Annotated in this window: 24 protein-coding genes and 3 tRNA genes; 11 read left to right on the top strand and 16 right to left on the bottom strand. The window is 68.0% G+C overall.

Annotated features, from left to right (window positions below):
• Position 1: 1 nt before the first annotated feature.
• Entirely contained in the window at positions 2-1708 is a 1707-nt protein-coding gene (locus C7H75_RS16170) for a DEAD/DEAH box helicase (RefSeq protein WP_084923058.1), read from the top strand.
• A 77-nt stretch (positions 1709-1785) separates the two neighbouring features.
• Positions 1786-3156 (top strand): dipeptidase, encoded by a 1371-nt coding sequence (locus C7H75_RS16165; protein ID WP_106851591.1) that lies wholly within the window; start codon positions 1786-1788, stop codon positions 3154-3156.
• 11 nt (positions 3157-3167) lie between these two features.
• Here C7H75_RS16165 and bcp read toward each other — a convergent pair whose 3' ends face one another.
• Positions 3168-3638, bottom strand: coding sequence for a thioredoxin-dependent thiol peroxidase (bcp, locus tag C7H75_RS16160; RefSeq protein ID WP_022596838.1), 471 nt, complete (start codon positions 3636-3638; stop codon positions 3168-3170).
• A 144-nt stretch (positions 3639-3782) separates the two neighbouring features.
• On the opposite strand from bcp, the gene C7H75_RS16155 reads away from it, so the two are divergent.
• Positions 3783-4004 carry a DUF3618 domain-containing protein gene (locus tag C7H75_RS16155; RefSeq protein WP_013416562.1) on the top strand — a complete coding sequence of 74 codons (222 nt, stop codon included), beginning with the start codon at positions 3783-3785 and terminating at the stop codon, positions 4002-4004.
• A gap of 145 nt (positions 4005-4149) precedes the next feature.
• On the opposite strand, the gene C7H75_RS16150 is transcribed toward C7H75_RS16155, so the two are convergent.
• Together C7H75_RS16150 and C7H75_RS16145 are read right to left on the bottom strand one after the other, a co-directional pair.
• Positions 4150-4222: transfer RNA gene (locus C7H75_RS16150), tRNA-Lys, on the bottom strand.
• 35 nt (positions 4223-4257) lie between these two features.
• Positions 4258-4330: transfer RNA gene (locus C7H75_RS16145), tRNA-Lys, on the bottom strand.
• Between the two features lie 272 nt (positions 4331-4602).
• On the opposite strand from C7H75_RS16145, the gene C7H75_RS16140 reads away from it, so the two are divergent.
• A complete protein-coding gene (locus tag C7H75_RS16140; RefSeq protein WP_390892591.1) occupies positions 4603-5847 on the top strand; it encodes a L,D-transpeptidase in 1245 nt (414 codons plus the stop codon).
• Between the two features lie 52 nt (positions 5848-5899).
• Positions 5900-6127, top strand: a complete 228-nt coding sequence (locus tag C7H75_RS16135) for a hypothetical protein (RefSeq protein WP_005512131.1) — start codon at positions 5900-5902, stop codon at positions 6125-6127.
• A 663-nt stretch (positions 6128-6790) separates the two neighbouring features.
• Here C7H75_RS16135 and C7H75_RS16130 read toward each other — a convergent pair.
• Together C7H75_RS16130 and orn are read right to left on the bottom strand one after the other, a co-directional pair.
• A tRNA-His gene (locus tag C7H75_RS16130) sits at positions 6791-6863 on the bottom strand.
• Positions 6864-6946: 83 nt separating this feature from the next.
• A complete protein-coding gene (gene orn / locus C7H75_RS16125) occupies positions 6947-7546 on the bottom strand; it encodes an oligoribonuclease (protein ID WP_013416560.1) in 600 nt (199 codons plus the stop codon).
• 83 nt (positions 7547-7629) lie between these two features.
• Between orn and C7H75_RS16120 the strand changes: the two genes are divergently transcribed.
• Positions 7630-9234, top strand: coding sequence for a helicase HerA-like domain-containing protein (locus C7H75_RS16120; protein ID WP_106851590.1), 1605 nt, complete (start codon positions 7630-7632; stop codon positions 9232-9234).
• A gap of 19 nt (positions 9235-9253) precedes the next feature.
• On the opposite strand, the gene C7H75_RS16115 is transcribed toward C7H75_RS16120, so the two are convergent.
• From C7H75_RS16115 to C7H75_RS16090, 7 genes are all read right to left on the bottom strand, one after another.
• Positions 9254-10372, bottom strand: coding sequence for an NDMA-dependent alcohol dehydrogenase (locus tag C7H75_RS16115; protein WP_013416558.1), 1119 nt, complete (start codon positions 10370-10372; stop codon positions 9254-9256).
• A gap of 97 nt (positions 10373-10469) precedes the next feature.
• Positions 10470-11813: a diaminopimelate decarboxylase gene (gene lysA, locus C7H75_RS16110; protein ID WP_081182134.1), complete on the bottom strand. Its 1344-nt coding sequence runs from the start codon at positions 11811-11813 to the stop codon at positions 10470-10472.
• A 140-nt stretch (positions 11814-11953) separates the two neighbouring features.
• Positions 11954-12757 (bottom strand): mycolate reductase, encoded by an 804-nt coding sequence (gene cmrA, locus C7H75_RS16105; RefSeq protein ID WP_084845796.1) that lies wholly within the window; start codon positions 12755-12757, stop codon positions 11954-11956.
• A gap of 45 nt (positions 12758-12802) precedes the next feature.
• Positions 12803-14833 (bottom strand): NADPH-dependent 2,4-dienoyl-CoA reductase, encoded by a 2031-nt coding sequence (locus C7H75_RS16100; protein WP_106851589.1) that lies wholly within the window; start codon positions 14831-14833, stop codon positions 12803-12805.
• A gap of 19 nt (positions 14834-14852) precedes the next feature.
• On the bottom strand, positions 14853-15407 hold the full coding sequence (locus tag C7H75_RS16095) for a PadR family transcriptional regulator (protein WP_005512143.1): 555 nt from the start codon (positions 15405-15407) through the stop codon (positions 14853-14855).
• 100 nt (positions 15408-15507) lie between these two features.
• Positions 15508-15639: a putative transporter small subunit gene (locus tag C7H75_RS26080; protein ID WP_037084035.1), complete on the bottom strand. Its 132-nt coding sequence runs from the start codon at positions 15637-15639 to the stop codon at positions 15508-15510.
• 47 nt (positions 15640-15686) lie between these two features.
• The gene (locus C7H75_RS16090) at positions 15687-17375 is read right to left on the bottom strand and encodes a sodium:solute symporter family protein (protein WP_106851588.1); all 1689 of its coding nucleotides are present in this window, start codon (positions 17373-17375) and stop codon (positions 15687-15689) included.
• A gap of 577 nt (positions 17376-17952) precedes the next feature.
• Between C7H75_RS16090 and C7H75_RS16085 the strand changes: the two genes are divergently transcribed.
• A complete protein-coding gene (locus C7H75_RS16085; protein WP_064078607.1) occupies positions 17953-19299 on the top strand; it encodes an MFS transporter in 1347 nt (448 codons plus the stop codon).
• 60 nt (positions 19300-19359) lie between these two features.
• Here the strand turns inward: C7H75_RS16085 and C7H75_RS16080 are convergent, their stop codons facing one another.
• Positions 19360-20187, bottom strand: coding sequence for an acyl-CoA thioesterase (locus tag C7H75_RS16080; RefSeq protein ID WP_106852024.1), 828 nt, complete (start codon positions 20185-20187; stop codon positions 19360-19362).
• Positions 20188-20276: 89 nt separating this feature from the next.
• Between C7H75_RS16080 and C7H75_RS16075 the strand changes: the two genes are divergently transcribed.
• Positions 20277-20846, top strand: coding sequence for a TetR/AcrR family transcriptional regulator (locus C7H75_RS16075; protein WP_037084038.1), 570 nt, complete (start codon positions 20277-20279; stop codon positions 20844-20846).
• A gap of 7 nt (positions 20847-20853) precedes the next feature.
• Here the strand turns inward: C7H75_RS16075 and C7H75_RS16070 are convergent, their stop codons facing one another.
• Together C7H75_RS16070 and C7H75_RS16065 are read right to left on the bottom strand one after the other, a co-directional pair.
• Positions 20854-21699 (bottom strand): alpha/beta fold hydrolase, encoded by an 846-nt coding sequence (locus C7H75_RS16070; protein WP_106851587.1) that lies wholly within the window; start codon positions 21697-21699, stop codon positions 20854-20856.
• 21 nt (positions 21700-21720) lie between these two features.
• Entirely contained in the window at positions 21721-22368 is a 648-nt protein-coding gene (locus tag C7H75_RS16065; RefSeq protein WP_044991252.1) for a TetR family transcriptional regulator, read from the bottom strand.
• 133 nt (positions 22369-22501) lie between these two features.
• Between C7H75_RS16065 and C7H75_RS16060 the strand changes: the two genes are divergently transcribed.
• Genes C7H75_RS16060 through C7H75_RS16050 form a run of 3 tightly spaced genes read left to right on the top strand, consistent with a single transcriptional unit; the run spans position 22502 to position 25032 of the window.
• The gene (locus C7H75_RS16060; RefSeq protein ID WP_175280041.1) at positions 22502-23587 is read left to right on the top strand and encodes a ferredoxin reductase; all 1086 of its coding nucleotides are present in this window, start codon (positions 22502-22504) and stop codon (positions 23585-23587) included.
• A gap of 33 nt (positions 23588-23620) precedes the next feature.
• Positions 23621-24805 carry a fatty acid desaturase family protein gene (locus C7H75_RS16055; RefSeq protein ID WP_106851585.1) on the top strand — a complete coding sequence of 395 codons (1185 nt, stop codon included), beginning with the start codon at positions 23621-23623 and terminating at the stop codon, positions 24803-24805.
• A 14-nt stretch (positions 24806-24819) separates the two neighbouring features.
• Complete coding sequence (locus C7H75_RS16050) at positions 24820-25032, top strand: hypothetical protein (RefSeq protein ID WP_013416549.1); 213 nt, start codon at positions 24820-24822, stop codon at positions 25030-25032.
• A 68-nt stretch (positions 25033-25100) separates the two neighbouring features.
• Here the strand turns inward: C7H75_RS16050 and gdhA are convergent, their stop codons facing one another.
• Positions 25101-26444 carry an NADP-specific glutamate dehydrogenase gene (gene gdhA, locus C7H75_RS16045; protein ID WP_172504590.1) on the bottom strand — a complete coding sequence of 448 codons (1344 nt, stop codon included), beginning with the start codon at positions 26442-26444 and terminating at the stop codon, positions 25101-25103.
• Between the last annotated feature and the right edge of the window lie 255 nt (positions 26445-26699).

Genomic DNA, 26699 nt, shown 5'->3' with positions numbered 1-26699 from the left:
CGTGGCCGGCCGCACCGTTCGCCGACGTCCGGCGAAGAAGACCGCGCGCAAGGCCGCTTCCGCCCCGGCTCTCCCCGTACCCGCGGCGGGGGAGCGGGTGTGGATGCTCGACGTCCCGCACCGCGTCAGCGCGGCGGGCGCCACCTGGAACAAGAAGCTCCGTTGCCACGTGTACGTCGGTCGTGACCTGCCGGCGTCGCTCGCGCCGTTCGCCGCGAAGCCCTACAGCTACCAACAGTGGCTCGCGGACGACTTCGCCGGGACGCGGGGGCCTTCGGCGAAGGCAGCTGCCAAGACTCCGCGCCCGGAGCAACTCGCGGCCGGCAGCGCGATCGCCGACGCCGCGCGGCACGGGATGCGCGGCATGGCTCTGTTCGACGACGTCGGCATGGGCAAGACGATCTCGGCGGTCCTCGGCGCCAAGGAGGTACTCGCGCAGCGCGGCGGCACGAACGTGCTGGTGATCGTCGACCGACCGACGGCGATCACGATCCCGTCGTGGCGTTCGACGATCGCTGCGGTCGGTGACGGCGGCTACCGCTGGCTGATCTGCTCTCCCGACCAGTTGAAGAAGCTGATCGCCGCCAACGGCCGGCCCAAGTTCGCTTTCGACGTCGTCATTGCGGACGAGGCGCAGAACTTTCGGCACACGTCCCAGCGCACCGACTACATGCGCCGCATCACGAAGATGCTCGCTCCGCCGGACAGGGCGCCGTTCCTCATCGCGGTCACGGCGACTCCGGGACACCACCCCGGCGAGTGGCGATACCTGTCGTCGCTGTTCGCGCAGATCCACGGCGAGGACCCGGCGGAGTGGGACGACCTCGGCGCGAGGCTCGCCCGCGCCGGGCTCCCGCTGGCCCGCAGATTCGGTTCCTGGCAGTGGTCACCGGAGGCCCTGGAGCGGGTGGCGTTGCAGGCCGAGGCCGTCGCCGTCGTACGCGGCTGGCTCACCGCGCACGATCCACCCCTGATGCTGCACCGCAACTCTCCGTGGGGGCCGGCACCGATCGACGGGCTCGGCGTCGAGCTCACACCCACGGAGCAACAGCAGTACGACCTCGAGTGGGGCGAGTTCCGACGTGAGATGGGCGTGGCCCGTACCGGATCGGATACCGCACGGGGTCTCGCTGCGCTGCTCAGGTTCCGGCAGAAGGCCGGAATGATCCGGGTCCCGCACACCGTCGATCTCGCCGCGGCGTACGTGGCACGGGGCTATCAGGTGGTGATCGCCGCGGAGATGGTGTCGACCGCGGCCGCACCGATCGCGGAAGCACTCGAGGCCCGCGGTGTCCCTGTGGCACGGATCTTCGGAGGTCGCACCGACGCGGAGGAGCAGCGGTTGCGGTTCCAACGCGGACTGGCGCCGGTCTGCGTGTTCACGACCACCACCGCGATCAGCCTCCACGCGAACGAACAGCTCTCGGACGGCACGTCCGCAACCGCGACGCCGCGGATCGGCCTGTTCCATCAGCCGCGGTACTCCGGCATCGCTGCCCGGCAGACGGTCGGCCGCGCACACCGCGACTACCAGGTGTGCCCGTGGTTCCTGCTCTACAGCGAGGGCACCGTCGAGGAACGGGCCGCCACGACGATGGTGCAGCGGCTGCTGGTGGCTGCCGCGTCCGTCGACGGCGACCTGAGCACCCTCGGGGCGATCGCGGAACTGTTCGGGGCCGAATGGCTGCCGTCCGACGCCCTGGCCTAGCGGAACGCGCGGATGCTCACGCGCGTCCGTCCGGGCTCGTAGGCTCGGAGCGTCACGTCGAGAGTCCTGGAGGTGCGGTGGTGGTGGAGAAGTCGGACGAGATCCGGACCCGGGTGAGGCAGCTCATGCCGACCGCGCGCGACGAACTCGCGACGCTCGTCGGATTCCGTTCCATCGCCGATCCGCGCCAGGCGCCGCCGGAACAGTGCACCGGGGCGGCGAAATGGGTCGCCGACGCCTTCCGGTCGGTCGGCATCGAGCACGTGGAGCTCGTGGAGACGTCCGACGGATCGAAGGCCGTCGTCGGGCACCATCCGGGACCGGACGGCGCCCCCACCGTCCTGCTGTACAGCCACTACGACATCCAGCCCGCCGGCGACGAGGCACTCTGGCATTCACCGCCGTTCGAGCTCACCGAGCGGGGCGGGCGCTGGTATGGGCGCGGCGCGGCGGACTGCAAGGGCAACGTCGTCATGCACCTGCTGGCGCTGCGCGCGCTGGCGTCGGTCGCGGACACCTTCCCGGTCGGAATCCGGATCGTGTCGGAGGGCTCGGAGGAAACCGGCACCGGTGGTCTCGAGCAACTGGTGCAGGACCGTCCCGACCTGTTCGCCGCCGACGTCGTCGTGATCGCCGACACCGGCAACGTCGCCGTGGGGCAGCCGACGGTCACCACGAGTCTGCGGGGGATCGCGAACGTCGTGGTGCACGTGGAGACCCTGGAAGGGGAACTGCACTCGGGAATGTACGGCGGCTCCGCGCCGGACGCGCTCGCGGCGCTCGTGCAGATGCTGTCGACGCTGCGTGACCACGGCGGCAACACCGTCGTCGACGGACTCGACACCGCGCAGGACTGGGACGGCGCGCAGTATCCGGAACAGCAGTTCCGCAAGGACGCCGGCGTGCTCGACGGGGTGCGGCTGACCGGATCGGGATCGGTCGCCGACGCCGTCTGGGCACGGCCGGCGCTGACCATCCTCGGCATCGACGCCCCGCCCGTGATCGGGTCGGCGGCGGCCATCCAACCGCGCGCATCGGCGCGCCTGAACCTGCGGGTGCCGCCCGGCATGGATCCTCAGCGGGCCCAGGACGCGCTCGTCGCCCACCTGGAAGGCGCGGCCCCGTGGGGCGCGCACGTGCGGGTCGAGCGTGAGGTCGTCGGTGCCCCGTTCCAGGCGCAGACGTCGGGCCCGGGCTACGCGGCGCTGCAGGCGGCACTGGAGACCGCGTACGGCCATCCGCTCGCCGTGGCCGGGCAGGGCGGGACCATCCCGCTGTGCAACGTGCTCGCCGAACAGTTCCCGGGCGCCGAGATAGTGCTCCTGGGAGTGGAGGAGCCGCAGGCCCTCATCCACGCGCCCAACGAGAGCGTCGACCCGTCGGAGATCGAGAACCTCGCCGTCGCCGAGGCCCTGTTCCTGCTGGGCCTCGGCGAACGGGGGGAGTGAACGGGGCGGGCCTAGACGGACAGGTCGCGGCGCAGCTTGGCGACATGACCGGTGGCGCGCACGTTGTACTGTGCGACCTCGATCTTGCCGTCCTCGTCGACGAGGAACGTCGAGCGGATGACGCCCTGGACGACCTTGCCGTACATCTTCTTCTCGCCGAACGCGCCCCACGCGGTGAGCGTCGTCTTCTCCGGGTCCGACAGCAACGGGAAGGTCAGGCCCTCGTTGTCCCGGAACTTCGCGAGCTTGGCCGGCTTGTCGGGAGAGATACCGACGACGTCGAGGCCGGCGCCGTTGAGCTCGTCGAGGCTGTCGCGGAAGTCGCACGCCTGCTTGGTGCAGCCCGGCGTGCTGGCGGCCGGGTAGAAGTACACGATCACCTTGCGGCCGCGGTAGTCGGCGAGGGACACCTCGTTGCCGTCGGCGTCGGGCAGGGTGAACTCGGGAGCGATGTCTCCGGGGGCAAGCCTGTTGTCGGTCACAGCGAGTGAGGCTACCGAAGGGGCCTGACGGGTGCGGTCTGCGCCGCGGCGGCTCTTCTGTTCTACGGTTGTGTCGAGCCGGGCCGGTAGCGTGACCGGCACAGCAGCATCACAGCCGCATCATTCGAACCAGTTGGAGGACACGTGCCCAGGGACACCGAGGCCATCGAGCGGGACATCGAGAACGCCCGCAATCAGCTCGCGCAGACACTCGACGTGCTGGCCGTCCGCACGAATCCGAAGCGGCTGGTCGAGACCACCAAGCACACGGTGCTCGCGAAGCTGAACGAGCCCGCCGTCAAGGCGGCGCTCATCGGTGCCGGTGCCGTCGTCGGACTGCTCGTGCTGCGCAAGATCTTCCGCTGATCGATCCGCACTCGATCTCCGAACGGGACGTCGGGGCACGCATCCGCGTCACGGTGCGTACCTGATGTCCCGTTCGTCGTTCGGCGGGCGGCGGATTCCCGAGACACGAAGAAGGCCCCCGCACGATGTGCGGGGGCCTTCTCGGTGCGCCCACAGGGACTCGAACCCCGGACCCAGTGATTAAGAGTCACTTGCTCTACCAACTGAGCTATAGGCGCTAGCTCTGCTCGAACGTCCAGTGGACGATCCAGCGTGCGCCGCCAGGGACTCGAACCCCGAACCCAGTGATTAAGAGTCACTTGCTCTGCCAGTTGAGCTAGCGGCGCATTTTGCCTCGGCGGGGTGTCCCCGCTCGGTGCGAGGAGAACATTAACGGACCGCTTCCGACGAAAGCAAATCAGTCCCTCTGTAACCACTGCGGCGCAGGTAGCGATTGGTATTCGACCGTTACTCGACTGTCCGGCACGTCGTCGGAGGGCGCGTCGTCGGACTGGCATCATGCAGGTGCGCGAGCGACGGACCGGTCGGGTTCCGGCGCCGGGGCGGGGCACGCCAGGCGGGTGTGTCGTGGTTGTTGTGGTTGTGAAGTGGGGTTTTCATGAAGATCGGTCGCGGGGTCGAGAGTCGGCGCGGCGGGCTAGTCGGACGTTCGAAGGTTCCGGTCGTGGTTGCGGCGGTGGCCGCAGCGCTCGGGGCGGTGATGCTCGTCACCGGCTGCACCATCTCGACCGGGCCGGCCGGGGCGTCGACGTCGTCGGACGCGCCCATCGACTCGAATCCGCTCCTGTCGTTGATCAAGCCGGTCGTCACCACGACGGTCACCGACGGAGCCGTGGGCTACTCGCCCGGTGACCCGGTAGCGGTGCGCGTCGCCGACGGTCGCCTGGTCGACGTGGAGCTGCGCAACCCAGAGGGACGCGCCGTCGCGGGCGTGGTTGCCCCGGACGGGCTGTCCTGGACCAACACCGAGCCGCTCGGTTACAACCGCAAGTACACGCTGCGGGCCGACGCCTACGGGCTCGGCGGCTCGACGTCGACGACGCTCACCTTCACCACGAGTGCGCCGGGCAACCTCACCAAGCCGTACGTGATGCCCGGTGACGGCAGCGTCGTCGGCATCGGGCAGCCGGTCGCGGTCCAGTTCGACGAGAACATCCCGGACCGCAAGGCGGCGGAGGCGGCGATCGAGATCGTCACGGTGCCGCCTGTCGAAGGCGCGTTCTACTGGCTCAACAACCGGGAGGTCCGCTGGCGTCCACAGAACTACTGGGCGCCGGGAACCAAGGTGACCGTGGACGTCAAGGTCTACGGCCGCGAGCTCGGCAAGGGGATGTTCGGGCAGGAGGACGTCCACTCCTCGTTCACCATCGGGGATGCGGTCGTCATCACCGCGGATGACGACACCAAGCAGGTGACGGTGAACGTGGCCGGTAAGGACGTCAAGACGATGCCGACGTCGATGGGCAAGAACAGCACCCCCACCGACAACGGCGTCTACATCATCGGAGATCGCTTCGACCACCTGGTGATGGATTCGTCCACCTACGGCGTCCCGGTGAACTCGGCGGACGGCTACCGCACGCCCGTCGACTGGGCCACGCGAATGTCCTACAGCGGCATCTTCTTCCACTCCGCACCCTGGTCTCTCAGCGAGCAGGGAAACACCAACACCAGCCACGGGTGCCTCAACCTGAGCCCGTCGAACGCGAAGTGGATCTACGACAACACCAAGCGCGGCGACATCGTGATCGTCGAGAACACCGTCGGGGGGACCTTGTCGGGCACCGACGGCCTGGGCGACTGGAACATCCCCTGGGAGACCTGGCGCGCCGGCAACGCATGACCGCCGATTAATCTGGGTGTGACCGAATCGTCCGAAGGAACGGGAGCTGAACGTGGAATCGGTGGGAGTCGGGGACCTGGTGCAGGCGGCGGGACATGCGGGCCCGTGGACCGTCCTCGAGGTCCGACACGGCATGGCACTCCTCGAACACGCCGACGGCCACCGGCTGTCGCGTCGGACGACTTCGCTGACCGTGGTGCGTAAGGCGCAGCCCGGTCCCGCCGCCCCGGCGGCCGAATCGGCCGACAGCGACGGTGAGTCGCCCACGCTGTTCGACTAGTCCCACGCCGTTCGATCGGGAGGGGCGCGACGAGTCGATGCGCGCCCCGTCGCTCCGGCGACACGAAAGTGGCCGGCACCAGATGGTGCCGGCCACTTTCGTAGTTTGCGGTTCTGATCCGTCAGGACGGGATCAGATGACGCCCAGCAGGGCGAGCAGGCCGATGACGCCACCGATGCCGCTGACGAGGCCGGCGCCGATGCCGAAGTAGTTGCGGATCTCGGGGGTCGAGGAACCGAAGGTAGGCATGTTTTCTCCTGTTGTTGATGCTGTCGGGCTGCGTCAGTGAGGAAAGTCACTGCCGTGCATCGAAGATGCTGCGCGTCACAGTAGAGAACGGATGAACATACGGTTAAGAACAGGTCTCACTGAGTGGGACTTGTGAGTTTTTCCTGGTCAGACGCATTTGTTCCTACTGTCCGGTAACGAACGGTGAAATAGGTCACGTTTCTTGTTCTACCTCGCGTTTTGCGCACTTGTCGCGCGATGCGGGGTCCCGCACGCGCGACAAGTGCGCAAAACGCGGGAGTGGGGTAGAGGCGGCTGGGAGGCGGCTGGGAGGCGGCTGTCGCGCGGCACGAGCGCGGGTTGGGGCCGACACAGAGTCCCGGGGGCGGCGCGGAAACGAGAAAAGCCCCGGCGGATGCCGGGGCTTTTCTTCGGGGTGACTGACGGGACTCGAACCCGCGACAGCCAGGATCACAACCTGGTGCTCTACCAACTGAACTACAGTCACCATCGCTGTAACTTCCGGCGGGGCCGGTTGCTGCAGCGAGATGAATACTAGCCTGTCGATCGAGGAAAGTGCCAATCGGCAGGTCAGGCGGGGCCCAGGGCCTCCACCACGGCGGCGATCTCGGTGGTCGACGGACCCGGATCGGCGACGAACGCCGTGCGGCGGTAGTACTGCAGTTCGCGGATCGACTCCTTGATGTCCGCCAGCGCGCGGTGCGACAGGCCCTTCTCCGGCTGACCGAAGTAGATCCGGGGGTACCAGCGCCGGCACAGTTCCTTGATGGAGCTGACGTCGATCATGCGGTAGTGCAGGTGAGAGTCGAGTTCGGGCATGTCGCGGGCGATGAAACCGCGATCGGTCGCGATCGAGTTACCGGCCAGCGGCACCGTGCCGGCGACGGGTACGTGCTCGCGGATGTACGCCAGCACCATCTGTTCGGCCTCGGCGAGCGTCACCGTCGACGCGCGCACCTCTTCCGTCAGTCCCGACTTCGCGTGCATCTGGGTCACGACGTCCGGCATGTCCGCCAGCGCCTCGTCGTCGGCGTGGATCACGATGTCCACGCCTTCGCCCAGGATGTTGAGGTCGCTGTCGGTCACGAGGGCCGCGATCTCGATGAGCTTGTCCGAACCGAGCCGAAGCCCCGTCATTTCGCAATCGATCCATACCAATTTGTCTTGCACGAGAAACACAGTAGTCAGGGACCGTCGGGATATTGTCCACGGTGGAGAACTTCCCGCACGCTTTCTGCTCGAGGAGGACGTCCATGACGGTTGATCCGAGTGCCGACGGCGCGCAGTCGCCCGCGGAGAACGGCCGAATCGCCGCCGCCGCTGCCGAGATCGCGTCCGGCTACGCGTCGGACGGGGCGGCCGTGGAACTGGGAGCGATCGTCGTCGACGACGTCGTGGATCCGTCCGCGCGCGTGCGCATTCCGCTCGCCACCCTCAACCGTCACGGACTCGTGGCGGGGGCGACGGGCACCGGCAAAACCAAGACACTCCAGGGCATCGCCGAACAGCTCTCGGCCGCCGGGGTTCCCGTCGTCATGGCCGATGTGAAGGGCGACCTGTCCGGGCTGTCCGTCGCGGGGGCCTCGAACGACGCCATAGTGACGCGCGCCCGCGAGACGGGCGACGCGGACTGGTCTCCCGCGCGCTACCCGGTGGAGTTCCTCTCCCTCGGCACGGAGGGGAGCGGCATTCCGGTGCGCGCGACGATCACCAGCTTCGGGCCGATCCTGCTCGCCAAGGTGCTCGGACTCAACGCGACGCAGGAGTCGACCCTCGGGCTCATCTTCCACTGGGCGGACACCCGCGGGCTGGCGCTGCTGGACCTGAAGGATCTGCGGGCGGTGATCGCGCACCTGACGTCCGACGAGGGCAAGGCCGACCTGAAGGGCATCGGGGGAGTGTCGGCGGCCACCGCGGGGGTGATCCTGCGGGCGCTCGTGAACCTCGAGGCGGACGGCGGTGACACGTTCTTCGGTGAGCCCGAATTCGAGACGGAGGATCTGCTCCGCCTCGCCGACGACGGCCGCGGGATCGTCACGCTGTTCGAGCTCGGCGCCCAGGCAGCACGACCGGTGATGTTCTCGACGTTCCTGATGTGGGTGCTGGCGGACCTGTTCCAGACGCTGCCCGAGGCCGGGGATCTCGACAAGCCCAAGCTCGTCTTCATCTTCGACGAGGCCCACCTGCTGTTCGCGGACGCGTCGAAGGCGTTCCTGGCGCAGGTGGAGCAGACCGTGAAGTTGATCCGTTCCAAGGGCGTCGGCGTGTTCTTCTGTACGCAGTTGCCGACGGACGTGCCCAATGCCGTCCTGTCGCAGCTCGGGGCCCGGGTGCAGCACGCGCTGCGCGCCTTCACCCCGGACGATCAGAAGGCGCTCACGAAGACGGTGCGCACGTATCCGACGACCGCGCACTACGACCTCGCGGAGGCGCTGACATCGCTGGGCACGGGCGAGGCGATCGTGACGGTGCTGTCGGAGCGGGGTGCACCGACGCCGGTGGCGTGGACCCGGATGCGGCCACCGCGCTCTCTAATGGGCACGATCGGCGACGACGGCATCCGCTCCGCGGTTGCGGCGAGCACACTGCAGCCGAAGTACGGGCAGACGGTCGACCGGGAGTCGGCGTACGAACTCCTGAGCGCCAAGGTGGCCGGGGCGCCGAACGCAGACCCGGCGCTCGACGTGCCACCGTTGCCGGACCTTCCCGACCTGCCGCCGGCGCCGGACGAACCGAGTGTGACCGAGCAGATCCTCGGTAACGCTGCCGTGAAGAGTTTCCTGCGGTCGGCCGCGTCGGCGGCGGGACGAGAGATCTCGCGGAGCATCTTCGGTACCGGGCGCCGCCGACGGCGGTGACGCCCGGTACCGAACGCGATCAGTCGAACAGCACGACGCCGCGAATGTTCTTGCCTTCGTGCATGTCGATGAAGCCCTGGGCGATGTCGTCGAGCTTGTAGGTGGTGGTGACGAGCTTGTCGAGTTCGAGCTTGCCGGCCTTGTACATCTCGACCATCCACGGGATGTCCGCGCTCGGGGCGGAGGCGCCGAACAGCGACCCCTGGATGCGCTTCTGGTACAGCGTCAGCTCGAGCAGGCTGATCGGCAGCCCGACGTCCTCCATCTTGCCGAGACCGGTGACGACGCACGTGCCGGCCTTGCGGATCGACGAGAAGGCCTGCGCGACATGCTCACCGGTGGTGACACCGACCGTGACGACGGCCGCGTCCGCGCCCTGCCCGTTGGTGAACGAGCGCGCGATCTCGGTGGCCTCCTCCATCGTGGCCACAGCGTGGGTGGCACCGAACTCGAGAGCCGCATTGCGCTTGAACTCGACCGGATCGACCGCGATGATGTGTGACGCCCCCGCGTGCGCCGCGCCCTGGACGGCGTTGATGCCGATGCCGCCGATGCCCATGACGATGACCGTGTGCCCGGGGTAGACCTCCGCCGAGTTGACGGCGGCGCCCCAGCCGGTGCCGACGCCGCAGCCCAGCAGGCACAGGGTCTCGAGGGGGAGATCCTTGTCGACCTTGACGGCGGAATCGATGCTGACCGTGGTGTATTCGCTGAACGTGCCGAGTCCGCAGGTCTGCGCGACGGGTGCGCCGTCGAGCGTCAGCCGGTAGCTGTTCGGGTCGTCGGGGCGGCCGCCGGTCATGATCGCGGCGCCGCGGTCGCAGAGGTTCTGCAGGCCCTTGGCGCACCAGCGGCAGCGGCCGCAGCCGGCGAGGAACGAGAAGATGACGTGGTCGCCCACCTCCCAGCCGACGGTGTGCGGTCCGACCTCGACGACGATGCCGGCGCCCTCGTGGCCGCCGCAGATCGGGTAGCGGCCCACGCCGTGGTCGCCCTTGGCGATGTGATCGTCGGAGTGGCACAGGCCCGACGCGACCATCTTGACGGTGAGCTCGTTCTGGCGGGGGCCCTCGAGTTCGAGTTCGACCACCTTGTAGGTGCCGGGCGCTTCGGTGATGACGGCGGCGCGGGTCTTCACAGGGTTCCTCCTGGCTGGATCGCAATGTTGTGGTGCGCATCACTATCTGCCCGGACGGTCTGTTTCCGTATGACCGGTCTCACTCACTGGAACCGGGTTACAGTCCGACGTCGCGCGACAGCAGATCCGCGGCCGTCTCCCGGCGGATCAGTTCGCGCGCGGAGCCCCCGCGGACTGCCACCATCGGCGGTCTCCCGACGCTGTTGTAGGTCGACGCGAGGCAGTGGTGGTAGGCGCCGGTGCACGGCACCGCCAAGACGTCCCCGGGATGCAGATCGCACGGCAGGGACACGTCGCGGGCGAGTACGTCCCCGGCCTCGCAATGCCGTCCGACGACCGTCACAGGCATGTGAGCGCCGGTCGGATGCCGGTTGGCGACCGCGACGTCGTAGTGGGCGCCGTACAGCGCCACCCGGGGGTTGTCGCTCATACCGCCGTCGACCGCGACGAATGTCCTTCCACCCGAACCGGTCTTGATCGACACCACGCGGTACAGCGTGACGCCGGCGCGTGCGACGATTCCGCGTCCGGGCTCGAGGGTGATGTCCGGTCGCGGGAACCGATTGCGGGCGCACGCCTCGTCGAGCGCGTCGTCGAGGACTCCCGCCAGGCGGGTGAGATCGATCTGCGGATCGCCCGGGAGATACGGGACGGCGTGCCCGCCACCGAGGTTCAGGTTGGTGAGGATCACCCCGTGATCGCGTCGGATCTGCTCCATCCGGCCGATCATCCGCTCGACGGCCGATGTGAAGAGTTCGACGTCGGTGATCTGGGAACCGAGGTGACAGTGCAGTCCGACGAGTTCGAGAGACGGTTGCTCGAGCACGAGGCGGACTGCGGCGTCGAGGTGACCGCCGTTGATCGGGAACCCGAACTTCTGGTCGTCGACGCCGGTCGTGACCGCCGGGTGGCCGTGGATGTCGATGTCCGGAGTCGCACGGACGAGCACCCTCTGCCGGCGTCGGGCGAGGGAGGCCAGCAGTCGGATCTCGGTGTGCGAGTCGACGACGATCCGCCCGACCCCGACGCCCACCGCGGTGCGAAGTTCCGTCGCCGTCTTGGCGTTGCCGTGCAGGATGATCCGGCTGGGATCCACCCCTGCGGACCGCACGATCGCGAGTTCGCCCTCGGAGCAGACGTCGAGGGACAGGCCCTCGCTCGTCACCCAGTCGGCGACGGCGCGGGTCGTCAGTGCCTTGGCGGCATAGGCGATCTCGGACTCGGGGAAGGCGGTTCGGTAGGCGCGGCACCGGTGGCGGACGTCGTCCTCGTCGAGCACGTACGTCGGCGTGCCGTACTGGTCGGCGATGTCGTCGAGCGCGACGCCGCCCACCCGGATCCGGCCGCGCTCGTCGTGATCCGTGGTGACCGGCCACAGTGCCGGATCGAGACGCGGGGCCATCGCGGCGCGGAGCGAGGGAAATATGTCGAGCAGGGTCACCGGCGTCTCCTGGGGGGTGCCCGCGTTCCGGTCGGAGCGGGTTCACCTTCAGGACTACGCCGACGCCCTGCTCGGTGGTCGGTTCTTGACGGGGACTTGACGGGGGCCGCGGCAGCCCTGACGCGCGGTTGACGCCGCGGTCAGCCGCCCAGCTTCTTGTAGAACGTGCCGACGATGGGTGCGATCGCGGCGCGCGGGCTGTACTGCCCCGCGACCGACATGCCCTTGCTGAGGATGCCGGGCACGATGCGCATCTTGTTCTCCGCGAGCGCGTCCAGCGACACCTTCGCGACGTACTCGCTGGAGATCCACAGGAAGTCGGGTACCAGCTTGTCGACGATCGACGCCTCGGCCGGGTCCGGAGTCTCGGTGCGCACCGGGCCGGGCGCGAGGAGGGTGACGTTGACGCCGCTGCCCTTCAGTTCGCCGCGCAGCGACTCGGAGAACGTGTTCACGAACGCCTTCGTCGCCGCGTAGGTGGCGTTGTTCGGGATCGGCATGTTTCCGGCGGCGGAGCCCACCATGAGGATCGCACCGGACTTGCGGGCGACCATGCCCGGCAGAACGGCGAGCGTCAGGTGGTGCACGGCGACGGCGTTGAGCTCGACCTGGTCGCGCTCGTAGCTCGGATCCAGGTCGACGACCGGACCGAACGTCGCGATGCCCGCGTTGTTGCACAGGATCGAGATCTCCCGCTCGGCCAGTTCGGCGACGAGCGGGGCCCGACCGTCGCGGTCGGACAGGTCGACGGCGCGGACCTCGACCTCCACGCCGTGCTTCTCGCGCAACTCGGCGGCGAGCTTCTCCATGATGTCGCCGCGGCGGGCGACCAGAATCAGCGAGTGTCCGCGCGCGGCCAGTTCGGCGGCGAGGGCCTCGCCGATGCCGGAGGAGGCGCCGGTCACGACCGCGCGGGCGTCAGGGGTGGGATTCGGCAGGCTCACGACAGTGCAGCGTAGCGGGTCGTCGGGAAGGCGGTGGTCACGCGCTCAGATCCGCGCCGCGAGACGCGTGCCCTGTTCGATTGCGCGTTTGGCGTCGAGTTCGGCGGCGACGTCGGCGCCACCGATGACGTGCGTCGTGACGCCGGCCACGGTCAACTCGTCGACCAGGTCGCGCACCGACTCCTGACCCGCGCAGACCACCACGGTGTCCACCTCGAGTGTGCGCGGATTCTCGTGCTTCTCGCCGAAGGTGATGTGCAGGCCCGCGTCGTCGATGCGTTCGTAGTTGACGCCGGAAAGTTCTTGCACTCCCTTGGCCTTCAACGCGGCGCGGTGCACCCAACCGGTGGTCTTCGCGAGCCCGGCGCCGATACGGCCGGGTTTGCGTTGCAGTAGGAACACCTCACGGGGCGACGGCGACGGCTGCGGGAAGGTGAGTGCGCCGGGCGCCGATTCGGGGTCGGTCACCCCCCACTCACGCTTCCACTCCGCGACGTCGAGCGTGGGGGAGTGCGCGTGGGTGAGGAATTCGCTCACATCGACGCCGATGCCACCCGCACCGATCACCGCGACGGACCGGCCGACGGGCCTGCCGTCGCGGACCGCCTCGGCGTACGAGAGCACCTTCGGGTGGTCGATGCCCGGGATGGCGGGCACGCGCGGGGTGACGCCGGTCGCGATCACCACCTCGTCGTAGCCGGCGTCGATCAGGTCCACCGCGTCGACGCGGGTGCCGAGGCGCACGTCGACGCCCGCGAGATCGAGCTGACGCCGGAAGTACCTGATGGTCTCGGCGAACTCCTCCTTGCCGGGGATCTTCTGCGCGATCCCGAACTGGCCACCGATCTCGTCGCGCGCCTCGAACAGCGTGACGGCGTGCCCACGCTGGGCCAGGTTGAGCGCCGCGGACGACCCGGCGGGTCCGGCGCCGACGACGGCGAGGTTCTTCTTGCGCCGTGTCGGCAGCAGCGTCAGCTCGGTCTCCCGGCCGGCTCGCGGATTGAGCAGGCACGAGACGTGCTTGTTGACGAACGCGTGGTCGAGGCACGCCTGGTTGCACGCGATGCACGTGTTGATCTGGTCGGCTGCGCCCGCTTCGGCCTTGCGTACCCACTGCGGGTCCGCCAGCATGGGCCGTGCCATCGAGATCAGTTGCACCTCACCGCGCGTGAGGATCTCCTCCGCGATCTCGGGCATGTTGATCCGGTTCGACGCCACCACCGGAATCGACACGTGCTTGGCAAGCTTCTCGGTGACGTCCACGAACGCGGCCCGTGGCACCGACGTCACGATGGTCGGCACCCGGGACTCGTGCCAGCCGATGTCGGTGTTGATGACGGTCGCGCCCGCGGCCTCGACTTCCTGTGCGAGCGCGACGATCTCGTCCCAGCCCTGGCCGCCCTCGACCAGATCCGCCATCGACAGCCGGAAGAGGATCACGAAGTTCGGCCCCACCGCCGCGCGAGTGCGGCGCACGATCTCGACGGCCATCCGGCGGCGGTTCTGCGGTGTACCGCCCCACTCGTCGGTGCGCTTGTTGGTCCGTTCGCACAGGAACTGGTTGACGAAGTAGCCCTCGCCGCCCATGATCTCGACTCCGTCGTACCCGGCCGAGCGGGCCAGGCGGGCGCAGCGTACGAAGTTGCGGATCTGCCACCGCACGCCGCGGCTCGTCAGTCGGCGCGGCCGAAAGGGATTGATGGGCGCCTTGATCGACGACGCGCTGACACTGAAAGGCTGGTAGCTGTATCGGCCCGCGTGCAGGATCTGCAGCGCGATCTTGCCGCCCGCATCGTGCACGGCTCGGGTGATCGTGCGATGCCTGCGGGCCTCGAACCGGTTGGTGAGCTTGGCGCCGAACGGCAGCAGCCACCCGGTCCGGTTGGGGGCGTAGCCGCCGGTGACGATGAGGCCGACGCCGCCGCGGGCGCGTTCGGCGTAGAACTCGGCCAGACGCGCGGTGTTCTTCGCGCGGTCCTCGAGTCCGGTGTGCATCGAACCCATGACGACACGGTTCCTCAACGTCGTGAATCCGAGGTCGAGGGGTGCGAGCAGATGCGGGAACGGGGAAGTCATGCCGGGCCTTTCGGTCGGGTCAGGGCTGTTCCGAGTCCGCTTCGGACCCGAGGGCGGCGAGCACCTCGTCGCACCAGTCGACGAAGCCCTGCTCGACGCGGATGCCGCCGCGCAGGACGAGGAACTGGTGCAGGGCGCGGCCGCTGCGGGGGCGGGACTCGGGGAAGTCGTGGTCGGCGATGCGGTGGTACAGGTCCAGGCGCGCGGCGTGCTCGTCGCGGTGCCGGCGCACCTCGGCGAGCAACGAACCAGGGTCCCCGTACGAGGCGCCGCGGATCTTCACGGCGAGTTCGTTGCGCAGGTGTCCCGGTTCGGTGGGCTCGGCGATCCAGCGGGCAAGTTCGGCCCGTCCGGCGGTCGAGACGCGGTACACCTTCTTGTCGGGGCGGCCGTCCTGTGCGATCGCTTCGCCCGTGACCCATCCTGCGTCGTCCATCCGCTTGAGTACGCGGTAGATCTGCTGGTGGGTGGCACTCCAGAAGAAGCCGATCGATCTGTCGAACCGGCGCGCGAGTTCGTACCCCGAGCCGGACTGCTCGCTGAGGGACACGAGGATCGCGTGTTCGAGTGCCACACGCCCATTCTCTATGCAACGAGGTGAATATGCAATCGGGCGTATAAACAGAACGGGTGTCCCGGAACTCTCCGGGACACCCGTTCTCCGGGAAGAGTCGTCAGACGAGGTCTCGACCCGTCCGGCGGGCTGCCACCCACTCGCGGATCACACCGCGCGTGATGACGAACAGTGTCGCGGCCACCAGAACCGGCCAGATCAGGACGTACACGGTCAGCACTGCAGCATTCACGAAAAGCCTCCTGGGGCGAATCGAGTGGATCGGACGAGACGCGGTGGTCAGTTGCCCGCCGGCGTCTCGTCCCGCGTCGGGCGGTCGTCGTCTGCGCCGGTCGGCCGATCGAAGTCGCCCACTCGTTGCTCGATCGTCGCGAAGTCGAAAGTGTCGGGATTGCGCACCGACATCGCGAAACAGACGACCGTGCTCACGGCGTAGGCGACGAGTGAGCCGCTGAGGGTCGCGTAGTCGTGGAGGAATCCGATGCCGAAGGGCGCGGTGACGACGACGGCGACGATGCCGACGATCTTGGCGATTCGGAGTCCGAAGAAGCCGAACGCCATCAATCCCGCGACCACACCCACGCCGACGATCGAAGCGACGTCGATGAGGAACCCGGACGCGCCGTCCGTGGGAAGCCAGCCGAACCGCACCGGCAGGAAGGTTGCGACGGCGGAGATCGTCGCCACCGTGAACGCCTTGTTGGAGACCTTGTTCCAGTAGAAGCTGGCGATGACCGGGAAGACGAGTGCGCCCCAGAGTGCGCCGACGAACACCAGCAGATCCAGAATGTTCAGCCTCATGCTGGCGAACGCGACGGCCAGTGCGGTCGCGACGATCATGGTCGCGCGGCCGATCAGCAGCATTCGGCGCGGATCGGCTTTCGACCTGCCGGCGACCGTGTGGCCGTAGCCGTCGGTCATCACGATGGACGACAGCGCCGCCAGGTCCGAGTCGGCGGTCGAGGACAACGCGCCGAGGACGAGCAGGAAGAACAGAGCGACGAGAATCGCGGGCAGGTAGGTGCCGGCCATCTGCGGGATGAGGTTGTTGACATCGCCGTCCAGCGGTTCGATGCCGAGATAGAGCGCGAGCACGCCGAACATGCCGATCCCGATCACGGTCGAGCCGTACCCGACGGCGGCCGTGACGAACGTCGGTTTGATGAGGTCCTCGCGGACCGCGAACAACCGTTGCGCGATCGTCTGATTGCCGATCGCGTACGCGAGTACCGCGGCGATGTACGGCGCCCCCTGGTTGAAGAAGGCTTCGCTGGAGAAGAAATTGCCTTGGGCGGGAGTCAGATTCGCCGCGCCCGTCTCGAACGCGGCCGGGAACCCGGCGGCGAAGAACACGATCGGGATCAGTACGACGACGGCGCCGAGCATTCCCAGCAACTGGATCACATCGGTCAGCACGGACGCGCGGAATCCGGACCACAGCGTGTACAGCAGCACGCCGCCCGCGATGACGAGCACGCCCTGGATGAAGTTGAGTGGCGACAGCAACGAGATCAGCACGCCGCCCGCGATGAAGTTGGACATCAGGCTGATGAGGCTGCCGACGACGTTGGAGCCGGCCAGCATGAGCTGGCTGGACCGACCGTGGCGCGCGTACATGATCTCGGCGAGCGTGTGCGCCCGAGGCGCCAGCGTCCGGATCCGCCGGCCGAAGGGATAGATGAACAGGATCATCAGTGCGCCCCACAACCCGTAGTGGATGGGGCCGGAGATCCCGTAGGTGTATCCGGAGGTCGCCGACGCGTACATCGACGACGCCCAGATCCAGGTGGCCGTCATGCTGGCGGCGGAGATGCCGAAACCGACGTGGTTTCCGGCGGTCATGAAGTTGTCGGCGTTCTCGTTCTTCCTGCCGATGCGAAGGGATATGAGAAATGTTCCTCCGTAGAAGAACAGCAGCAGCAGGACAATTGCCACGGCACTGAATTGGACGAGTTCGGGAACGTCCATTCGTTACCTCCTTGACATCTATTCGCACAAAAACGGGTCGCGAAATTCCGACGCGAGCCGGCGCCGGCGAGGGGTGCCGTGGGCCGCGCGGTGGCGCTGCGCACGGGGCGGTGCCGGTGCCGGTGCGCAGCCGTGTTCGCGACTCCGGGAGTGCGAAATCTGTTCGGTCCGAGCGGGTCATATCCCTCGACGCGGCTCGTGGACCGACGGGGCCGAGGCGGCACACGACGCCCGTCGGCGCGGGAGTTGCCTGCGCCGACGGGCGTGCGGATGCGCACGAGGTGCGGTATTCGCAGGTCGTGCGCGAGGATCGACGAGTTCCGGATCAGGAGTCCGCGCGTATTGTGCACAGAATCGTCGAAGCATTCCCATCAGTCGTCGTGAAGTGTAACACGCACAAAATTGTTTCCGGGATTTCGTCCCGCGAAATTGAAAGGCCTGCAGAAATTTGATAGAAGGATGGATTCCCTTTTTGGGGGTGGTTCCGGGATGCGGGTGATCGGGCGCCGACGTCGGTCGGCGACACGGACGCGCACGTCGTCCTGCGGTTCTCGCCCGACTACGTAGGCTCACCGCCATGGGTGCGGAAGTGGTCGGCGAAGCAGGCATCGGGCAGGCGGCGTCCCGCCGGCAGGTCGCGGCGTGGGGACTGTGGGACTGGGGCAGCGCGGCTTTCAACGCCGTCATCGTCACGTTCGTCTTCTCCGTCTACCTCACCGACGCGGTGGGTGACGACCTCCCGGGATCGATCTCGGCGAGCACCTGGCTCGGGTGGTCACTCGGCATCGCAGGCTTCTTCATCGCCGTCCTCGCGCCGGTCAGCGGCCAGAGGTTCGACGCGACCGGGCGCCGCAAACGGTCGCTCGCCGTGCTGACGTTCCTGACGGTCGCGACCATGGCGGCGATGTTCCTCGTCGTCGACGACTACCACTACCTGTGGCTCGGACTGGTGCTGCTCGGTGTCGGCTCTGTCATCTTCGAGCTGGCGGGTGTGCCGTACAACGCGATGATGCGGCAGGTGTCCACCCCCGAGAACATCGGCCGGGTATCCGGTTTCGGCTGGGCCATGGGCTATTTCGGCGGCATCGTCCTGCTGCTCGTGTGCTATCTCGGGTTCATCGCGGGCGACGGCGACAGCCGCGGACTGCTGGGGCTGACCACCGAAGGTGGCCTCAACATCCGGCTCGTCGCGCTCCTCGCGGCAGCGTGGTTCGCGGTGTTCGCCTTGCCGGTTCTCTTCGCGGTGCCGGAACTTCCCCGCAGTGCCGCCGATCCCGGCGCCGCCAAGGCGGGATTCGTCGAGTCGTACCGCGTCCTGTGGCGCGATCTGAAGGACCTCTGGGAGGCGGACCGGCGGACGGTCTGGTTCCTGATCGCCAGTGCACTGTTCCGCGACGGGCTGGCCGGAGTCTTCACGTTCGGTGCCGTGCTCGCGGTCAACGTGTACGGGATGGCGTCGGACAGCGTCCTGCTGTTCGGAGTCGCTGCCAACGTCGTCGCCGCACTCGGCGCGATCGTCGCCGGGCGTCTGGACGACCGGGTCGGCCCGAAGGCGGTCATCGTCGCGTCACTGGTCTCCATGATCGCGGTCGGAGTCGTGCTGATCGGTGTCTCGGGGACGCTGCTCTTCTGGATCTTCGGCCTCTTGCTGTGCCTCTTCGTCGGGCCCGCACAGTCGTCGGCTCGCACCTTCCTCGCGCGCATCACCCCGCCGGGCCGGGAAGGTCAGTTGTTCGGTCTCTACGCCACCACGGGCCGCGCGGTGTCGTTCCTCGCGCCGACACTGTTCGGTTTCTTCGCCTGGTGGTTCGGCGCCGACCGGGCGGGCATCGTCGGGTTGCTCGTCGTCCTGGGGATCGGCCTCGCCGCGCTGGCCGCGGTGCGGGCACCGGAGCGCGACACGGCCGAGTCCCTCCCCACGTGACGGCCGGATGTCACACGCGTCCAGTTCAACTGACCGTGTGTGACATGCGGTCACCGGAGATCAGTCCTTGAAGTACACCAGCTGGTGGGTGGTGGCGAGCAGGGCTCCGTCGTGGCCCCAGATCTCACCGGACTGGTCGAAGTAGCCCTTCCCGAACCGCTGCGCTCGGGCGGTGGCGAGGAGGGCGTCGTCGGCCTGCGCGGCGAGCAACGTCGCGTCGGCGTGGAAGTACACCGTGAGTGAGACCGTGCCCGCGGGCAGGTACCGACCCAGACGCAGGAACGCGCGCGGGTAGAAGACGTCGCACAGCGATGTCAGTGCCGGAAAGTCCAGCGCTCGCGGCGGGGCGTCGCGCACCCACATCGTGGTCGTCGAATCCGGCTGTCCGCCCGCTTCGGGAGTGGGGAGCTCCCCGGTGACGAACCGCATCTCGTAATTGCGCGCCCACGCGATGAAGTCGGGGAAACCTGCAGCGGCCACGTCGTCGGCGGCCGGGGCCGGGGGCGCCTCGATCTCGGTGGACGCCCACGTATCCCGGCGATTGCCGAATACCGCGGTGGCCGTCGTCGTGACGACGCCGTCCTGGGCGAGTTCGATGCTCCAGTGCTGCGTGGACCGATTCGTCCGCGTCGGGCGGGCGGACACCTCGAACGCGCCGTCGGCGATGGGACCCGCGAAGTTCACCGTGAGGGACAGCGGGTCGCCCAGACGTTCGGGATGTTGCAGGACCGCGCGCAGCAGGGTCGCGGCGGTGATGCCACCGAACGGACCCACCATGTTCGCGTACGCGGGGGAGGTGTGGCCCAGGAAGACGCCGGGTGCGCCCAACTCGGGGGAGAGTTCGACGGCCACGTCGAACGGGTGCGTAGGTGCGACGATCTGGGTCACGACCACTCCTGACGGCTGACGATCCGGTTCTAAGTATGACAACATACATAGAAGCGGACGGCAACCGTGCGACGGCGGAAGGTGACGACATGGCGAGGCGGCAGGACCCCGGGGCCGGGCCCCGGGCCGCAATGATCGACAGCGCGGTCGCGCTCATCCGTGAGCAGGGCGTCGCTGCGACGTCGTTCGCCGACGTGCTCGCGCACAGCGGCGCGCCCCGCGGTTCGATCTATCACCACTTCCCGGGCGGTAAGTCGCAGCTCGTCGAGGAGGCCACCCGGTCCGCCGCCGCCTACCTGGGCCGCGGTGTGGCCCGGGTGCTCGAGTCGGGTGACACCGTGTCGGCGCTGCGGGCGCTCGTCGATCTGTGGCGCCGCGGGCTCGAGGCAACGGATTACGAGGCGGGATGCCCCATCGTCGCGGCGGCTCTGGGCACCGAGCGCGGCGCGCGTGAGGTCGCCGGCGTCACCTTCGCCGAGTGGTGCGAGCTGATCGCCGCGAGTCTCGTCGAGGACGGGGTGCCTCAGGACCGGTCGGCGTCGCTGGCGGTGTTGGTGGTCAGTGCTCTCGAGGGCGCGCTCGTGATGGCCCAGGCGCAGGGCACGTCGGCGCCACTCGACGCCGTCGTCGACGAACTCGAGGTGCTGCTGCGCGCGTGACCGTAGGTCAGGCCTGCGCCACGCGGGCGAGGATCGCGTCCGCCAGCGCGTCCGGATGCTCCTCCGGGATCCAGTGGCTCGCGCCGTCGAGGACCACGAAACGGTAGGACGCATCGACGAACTCGGCGCACCGCTTGGCGGCCGCCGGCCCGAGTGCCGGGTCTGCGGTACTCCACACATACGTCGTCGGCACCCGGACGGGCAGTAGATCGCCGAACGCCCGGGTCATAGCGCGGTACCAGTTCATCGCTGCCGTGAGCGCACCTGGCTGCGACAGCAGACGCACGTGCTCCTCCACCAGTTCCGGGTCGTTCCCGTCGCCGAACATGGCGCGCAGGCGACGCGAATCGTCTTCGAGCAGAACGGCTTCGGCCTTCCCTTCCTGGCGGAGCAGGCCGATGTAGCCGGACCGGCGCTGCTGATCGGCATCCTCCCTCAGCGCCCACCCGAACGCGGCCGGGTGCGGAACCGAGACCGCGGTGAGGCTGCGGATCCGTTCCGGATGGCCCCCGGCGACCTGCCAGGCGACGGCCGCACCCCAGTCGTGGCCGACCAGGTGCGCCGACTCGATGTCGTAGGCGTCGAGCAGTCCGACGACGTCGCCGACGAGACGGTCGAAGCGGTACTCGTCCACCCGCTCCGGCCGGGCGTCGGGGGAGTAACCGCGCTGGTTCGGGGCGATGACCCGCAGACCGGCGCGCACCAGGCGCGGGGTGACCGGGCGCCACGACGCCGAACTCTCCGGGAAACCGTGCAGCAGGAGGATCGGGGTTCCGTCGTCGGGGCCCGCGACGGTGACATCGAAGGTCAGTTCGCCCAGGCGCACGCGATCGGTCCGTGAGTCGTCGGTCATTGCGCCACGGTAGCGGAATCGCTATGGGCGCGCCGGTTTCCACCCGCCCATGCCGATCGTGATCAGCCGCAGTTGCTTCGCGGTGCGGTCGATCACCGCCCGTTCGTCGGCCGAACCGGGGCGATCGACCTCGAGCAGATCGACGACCGCGGCCAGCATCGCCTGCACGATCAAGTCTGCGGCCATCTCGAGGTCCGGGGCATCCCAGTCGCCCAGCGCCGGCATGCGTCCGAGGTCGATGGTGAGTTCGCTGACGAACAGGCGCAGTTCGGTCGCGATCGCGCGCCGCACCTCCGGGACGCCGCCGTACCGTTCGCGGGCGACGAACCGGAACTCGGCCTCGTGGGCGCGCACCTGGCGCACGAGGATGTCGAGGGAGTCGCGGGCGTTTCTGCTGCTCGGAGTGCGCCGGGCGTCCCGCAGCATTCGGCGCAGCACGCGCATGCTGTCCTCCGCCAGCACGACGCCGAGTTCGTCCATCGACGCGAAGTGCCGGTAGAAGGCCGTGGGCACGATGCCCGCGGCGCGCGCGACCTCACGCAGGCTCACGCTCGCGAAAGTGCGGTCGGCGTGGAGTTCGAGTGCCCGGTCCAGCAAGGCCTGCCGCGTGCGCTCCTTGCGCTGTGCGCGGGTCTCCACCGGTTCGGTCACGGCGTCGAGTCTAGGCATCGGGTCCCGGGCACCGTCCGGGTCGTGCAGTGATCGCCGTCACGCTCCTCCGGGATTGACAGGTAGGGGGTAATCGCGTTCACACTAATCAGTGTACGAGTGTGCACTGAAAATCTCTCGTGAGGAGATGATCATGACGACGACTTCCCCGGAGCGAGCGCGCCGACGGCCGCTGCTGTCGCTGCTCGAGGCGCTCGCCACCCCCCATACGGTCGACCGTTACCTCGAGTTGCTCGACCCGATGGCGACCGCTCGCGACATGCGGGCCCGCGTCGTGCGGGTCGAGCGCCCCACATCGGATTCGGTGGTGCTCGATCTGCGGCCCACCAGGCAGTGGCGCGGCTTCGCGGCGGGCCAGTTCGTGCAACTCGGCGTCGTCATCGACGGCGTGCGGCACACCCGGTGCTATTCGCCCACCGGTGCCCAGGGCGGGGCGCGGGACTCGATCCGGCTGATCGTGCGGGCGCACCCCGGCGGGCTGGTCTCGCAGTATCTCGTCCGCGAGGCGGCCGTGGGCATGGTGCTCGACCTGTCTACGGCGGCAGGCGAATTCACACTGCCCGAGCCGCGACCGGCGCAGGTGGTCCTCGTCAGCGGCGGTAGCGGGATCACTCCGGTGCTGTCGATGCTGCGCACCCTCGTCGACGAGGGGTTCGCCGGGTCTGTCGCGTTCCTGCACTACACCCGCACGCACGACGACGTTCCCGTCCCGGGCGAGTTGCGGGCGATGGACCGGGCGCACGACAACGTGACTGTCCGCGTCGTCGAGACCTCGGTCGACGGGCGGTTCCGGCGCGAGCACCTCGACGCCGTGGCGCCGTGGTTCGGGCCGGAATCGGAGGTGTTCGTGTGCGGTCCGGACACGCTCTCGGCGGCGGTCGAGGAGATGCTCGACGCCGATGGATTCGGTGAACAGATGCACACCGAACGGTTTCGGAGCGACCCGCCGGCGGCCTCCGGACCGGCGGACGGCGTCGTGTCCTTCACGCGCAGCGGCGTCACCGCGGAGAACACCGGAGCCAGCCTGCTCGACCAGGCCGAGGCCGCGGGTCTGCAGCCGGAATTCGGCTGCCGGATGGGCATCTGCTTCTCGTGCACCGCGGTCAAACGGTCCGGGCGCACCCGCAACCTGCGCACCGGTGATACCCACGACGACCCGGAGCAGTCGATCCAACTGTGCATCTCGGCGCCGGTCGGGGACGTCGAGATCGATGTCTGACCTACCGGTCCACCACGACCAGAGGAGAAACCCATGTTAGGACTGAGCGTTCCCGGGTTCCTGGCCCTGCCCGGGTTTCTGAAATTCGGTGGCCGCGACCCCGAGCCCGAGGTCACCGTCATCGGCTACGACGACGTCGAGGCACTCGGCCGGGAACTCGACGCGCTGCGTGACGAGGTCGTCGCCGATCTCGGCGCCGCAGACCGCGAGTACATCTACCGGATCATCAAGGCGCAGCGCGGTTTCGAGGTCGCCGGCCGCGGCCTGATGTACCTGGGATTCCTGCCGCCGTTCTGGTTGGCGGGAGTGGGGGCACTGTCGATCTCGAAGATCCTCGACAACATGGAGATCGGGCACAACGTCATGCACGGCCAGTACGACTGGATGCGTGAGCCCGGCCTGAACTCGCGGGTGTTCGAGTGGGACACCGTGTGCCCGGCGGATCAGTGGAAGCACTCGCACAACTACATGCACCACACCTACACGAACATCGTCGGCCGCGATCGCGACATCGGGTACGGCATCCTGCGGATGGACGAGGCGCAGCGCTGGAACCCCTACTACCTGGGCAATCCGCTGTATGCGACCGCACTGATGTTCCTGTTCGAGTGGGGCGTGATGCTGCACGACCTCGAGGCCGAGAACGTGATCCAGGGCAAGCGCAGGTGGTCGGACGTCAAACCGCTCGTGCGGGGCTGGTGGCGCAAGGCCGGCCGTCAGGTGCTCAAGGATTACGTGCTGTTCCCGGCACTCACCGGCCCGCTGTTCGTCTCGACCCTGCTCGGTAACGTCACCGCCAACGTGGTCCGCAACGTGTGGGCGTACTCGATCATCTTCTGTGGTCACTTCCCGTCCGGCGTGCAGAGTTTCACCGAGGACGAGACCGCCGACGAGACGCGCGGCCAGTGGTACCTGCGGCAGATGCTCGGCAGCGCCAACATCACCGGAAGCCCGTTGTTCCACATCATGTCGGGCAACCTGTCGCACCAGATCGAGCACCACCTCTTCCCGGACATCCCGGCGCACCGGTACCCGGAGATGGCGCCGCGGGTCCGGGAACTGTGCGAACGCTACGACCTGCCGTACAACACCGGCGGCTTCTTCCGGCAGATCGGCACCGTGTGGGCCAAGATCTTCCGGTTCGCGTTGCCGCCGTCGCTCGTCGGCCGGGCGCCGGTGAGCGGTGTTATCGTCGAGCGTCGGAAGACCGCTGCATGAGAGGCACGTCGAACATGGTGGGGAAGTTCGAGCGAGGTAAGGACACGGTGCAGGAACTGACCGAGTCCGCGGCCACACACGTCGGCGCGATCGCGGTGATCATCGCCGGTGCGGTCCGGGACGTCACCCGGGAGGTGGGCGACTGGATCACCGACGGCATCGAGATGCGCGAGGCAGCACGGAAAGCGCGCGAGGACGGTGAGCGGCCGGACGCCGACGAGAGCTGATCCCTGACAAACGAATCGGGCCCGGCACCTGTCACAGGTGCCGGGCCCGACTTCTGTCTGCGGGTCGATCAGATGACGCCCATGGCGAACATTCCGTCGGCGACCTTCACGAAGCCGGCGATGTTGGCGCCCAGGACGTAGTCGCCCGGCTTGCCGTACTCCTCGGCCGTGGTGGAGCAACGCTCGTGGATGCCGCGCATGATCTTCGACAGGCGCTCGTCCGTGTAGGAGAAGCTCCAGGAGTCACGCGACGCGTTCTGCTGCATCTCCAGCGCGGAGGTCGCGACGCCACCGGCGTTGGCTGCCTTGCCCGGCGCGAACGCGATGCCGGCCTCGCGGAACACCGCGATACCACCCGGCGTGGTGGGCATGTTGGCGCCCTCGGCGACGGCCTTGACGCCGTTGTTCACCAGGGCCTTCGCCGACACGTCGTCCAGCTCGTTCTGCGTGGCACACGGCAGCGCGATGTCGCACGGCACGTTCCAGATGTTGCCGCCCGGGAAGTACTGCGCGTCCGGACGCTCGTCGACGTACTCGGAGATGCGGCCGCGACGGACCTCCTTGATCTCCTTGAGCAGTTCCAGATCGATGCCGGCGTTGTCCACGATGTAGCCCGAGGAATCGGAGCAGGCGATGGACGTGCCACCGAGCTGGTGGATCTTCTCCATCGCGTAGATGGCGACGTTGCCCGAGCCGGACACGACGGCCTTCTTGCCCTCGATGGAGTCGCCCTTGGCGGCCATCATCTCGGCGACGAAGTAGGCGGCACCGTAGCCGGTGGCCTCCTTGCGGACCATCGAACCGCCCCACGTGAGGCCCTTGCCCGTGAGGACGCCCGACTCGTACGAGTTGTTGAGGCGCTTGTACTGGCCGAACAGGTAGCCGATCTCGCGTCCACCGACGCCGATGTCACCGGCCGGGACGTCGGTGTACTCACCGATGTGGCGCTGCAGCTCGGTCATGAAGGACTGGCAGAAACGCATGATCTCGGACTCGGACTTGCCCTTGGGGTCGAAGTCCGAGCCACCCTTGCCGCCACCGATGGGCAGGCCGGTGAGGGAGTTCTTGAAGATCTGCTCGAAGCCCAGGAACTTCACGATGCCGAGGTTGACGCTCGGGTGGAAGCGCAGGCCGCCCTTGTACGGGCCGAGCACGCTGTTGTACTGCACGCGGAAACCACGGTTGACGTGGATGTTGCCGTTGTCGTCCTGCCACGGCACACGGAAGATGATCTGCCGCTCGGGCTCGCAGAGACGCTCGATCAGGGCGCCGTCGGCGTAGTTCGGGTGCCGATCGAGAACCACGGTGAGCGACTCGAAGACCTCGGCGACCGCCTGGTGGAACTCCGGCTCGCCAGCATTGCGAAGGAGTACCTGCTTGTAGATCTCCTCAACGCGGTCGCGTACAGACAACATTCACCTACCTGATTCCGTGAGAACTTATTAATCTTTCCGTTACACGATAGTCCGCGAGGCTGCACGACTTCGACGGTTACCTGCGGAAAGTGAGATTAGCCACGTGTGAACATCGTGTTACGTGGTTGCGAAGATTGCTAGGAGACCCGTGTCGGGGCCGGTGGCACGAGTTCGAGTCCGGCGTCCGAGGGTCGGGCAGAGTCACAGTTTCCCCAGCAGTCACACAGGAAACGTCGTGATCGGGGCTTTTCC

The organism is Rhodococcus (subgen. Prescottella) equi (genome assembly GCF_003013675.1).
GTDB lineage: Bacteria > Actinomycetota > Actinomycetes > Mycobacteriales > Mycobacteriaceae > Prescottella > Prescottella equi.
Note: the sequence above shows the minus strand (reverse complement) of the source record. Positions and strands in the feature narration are given on the sequence as shown.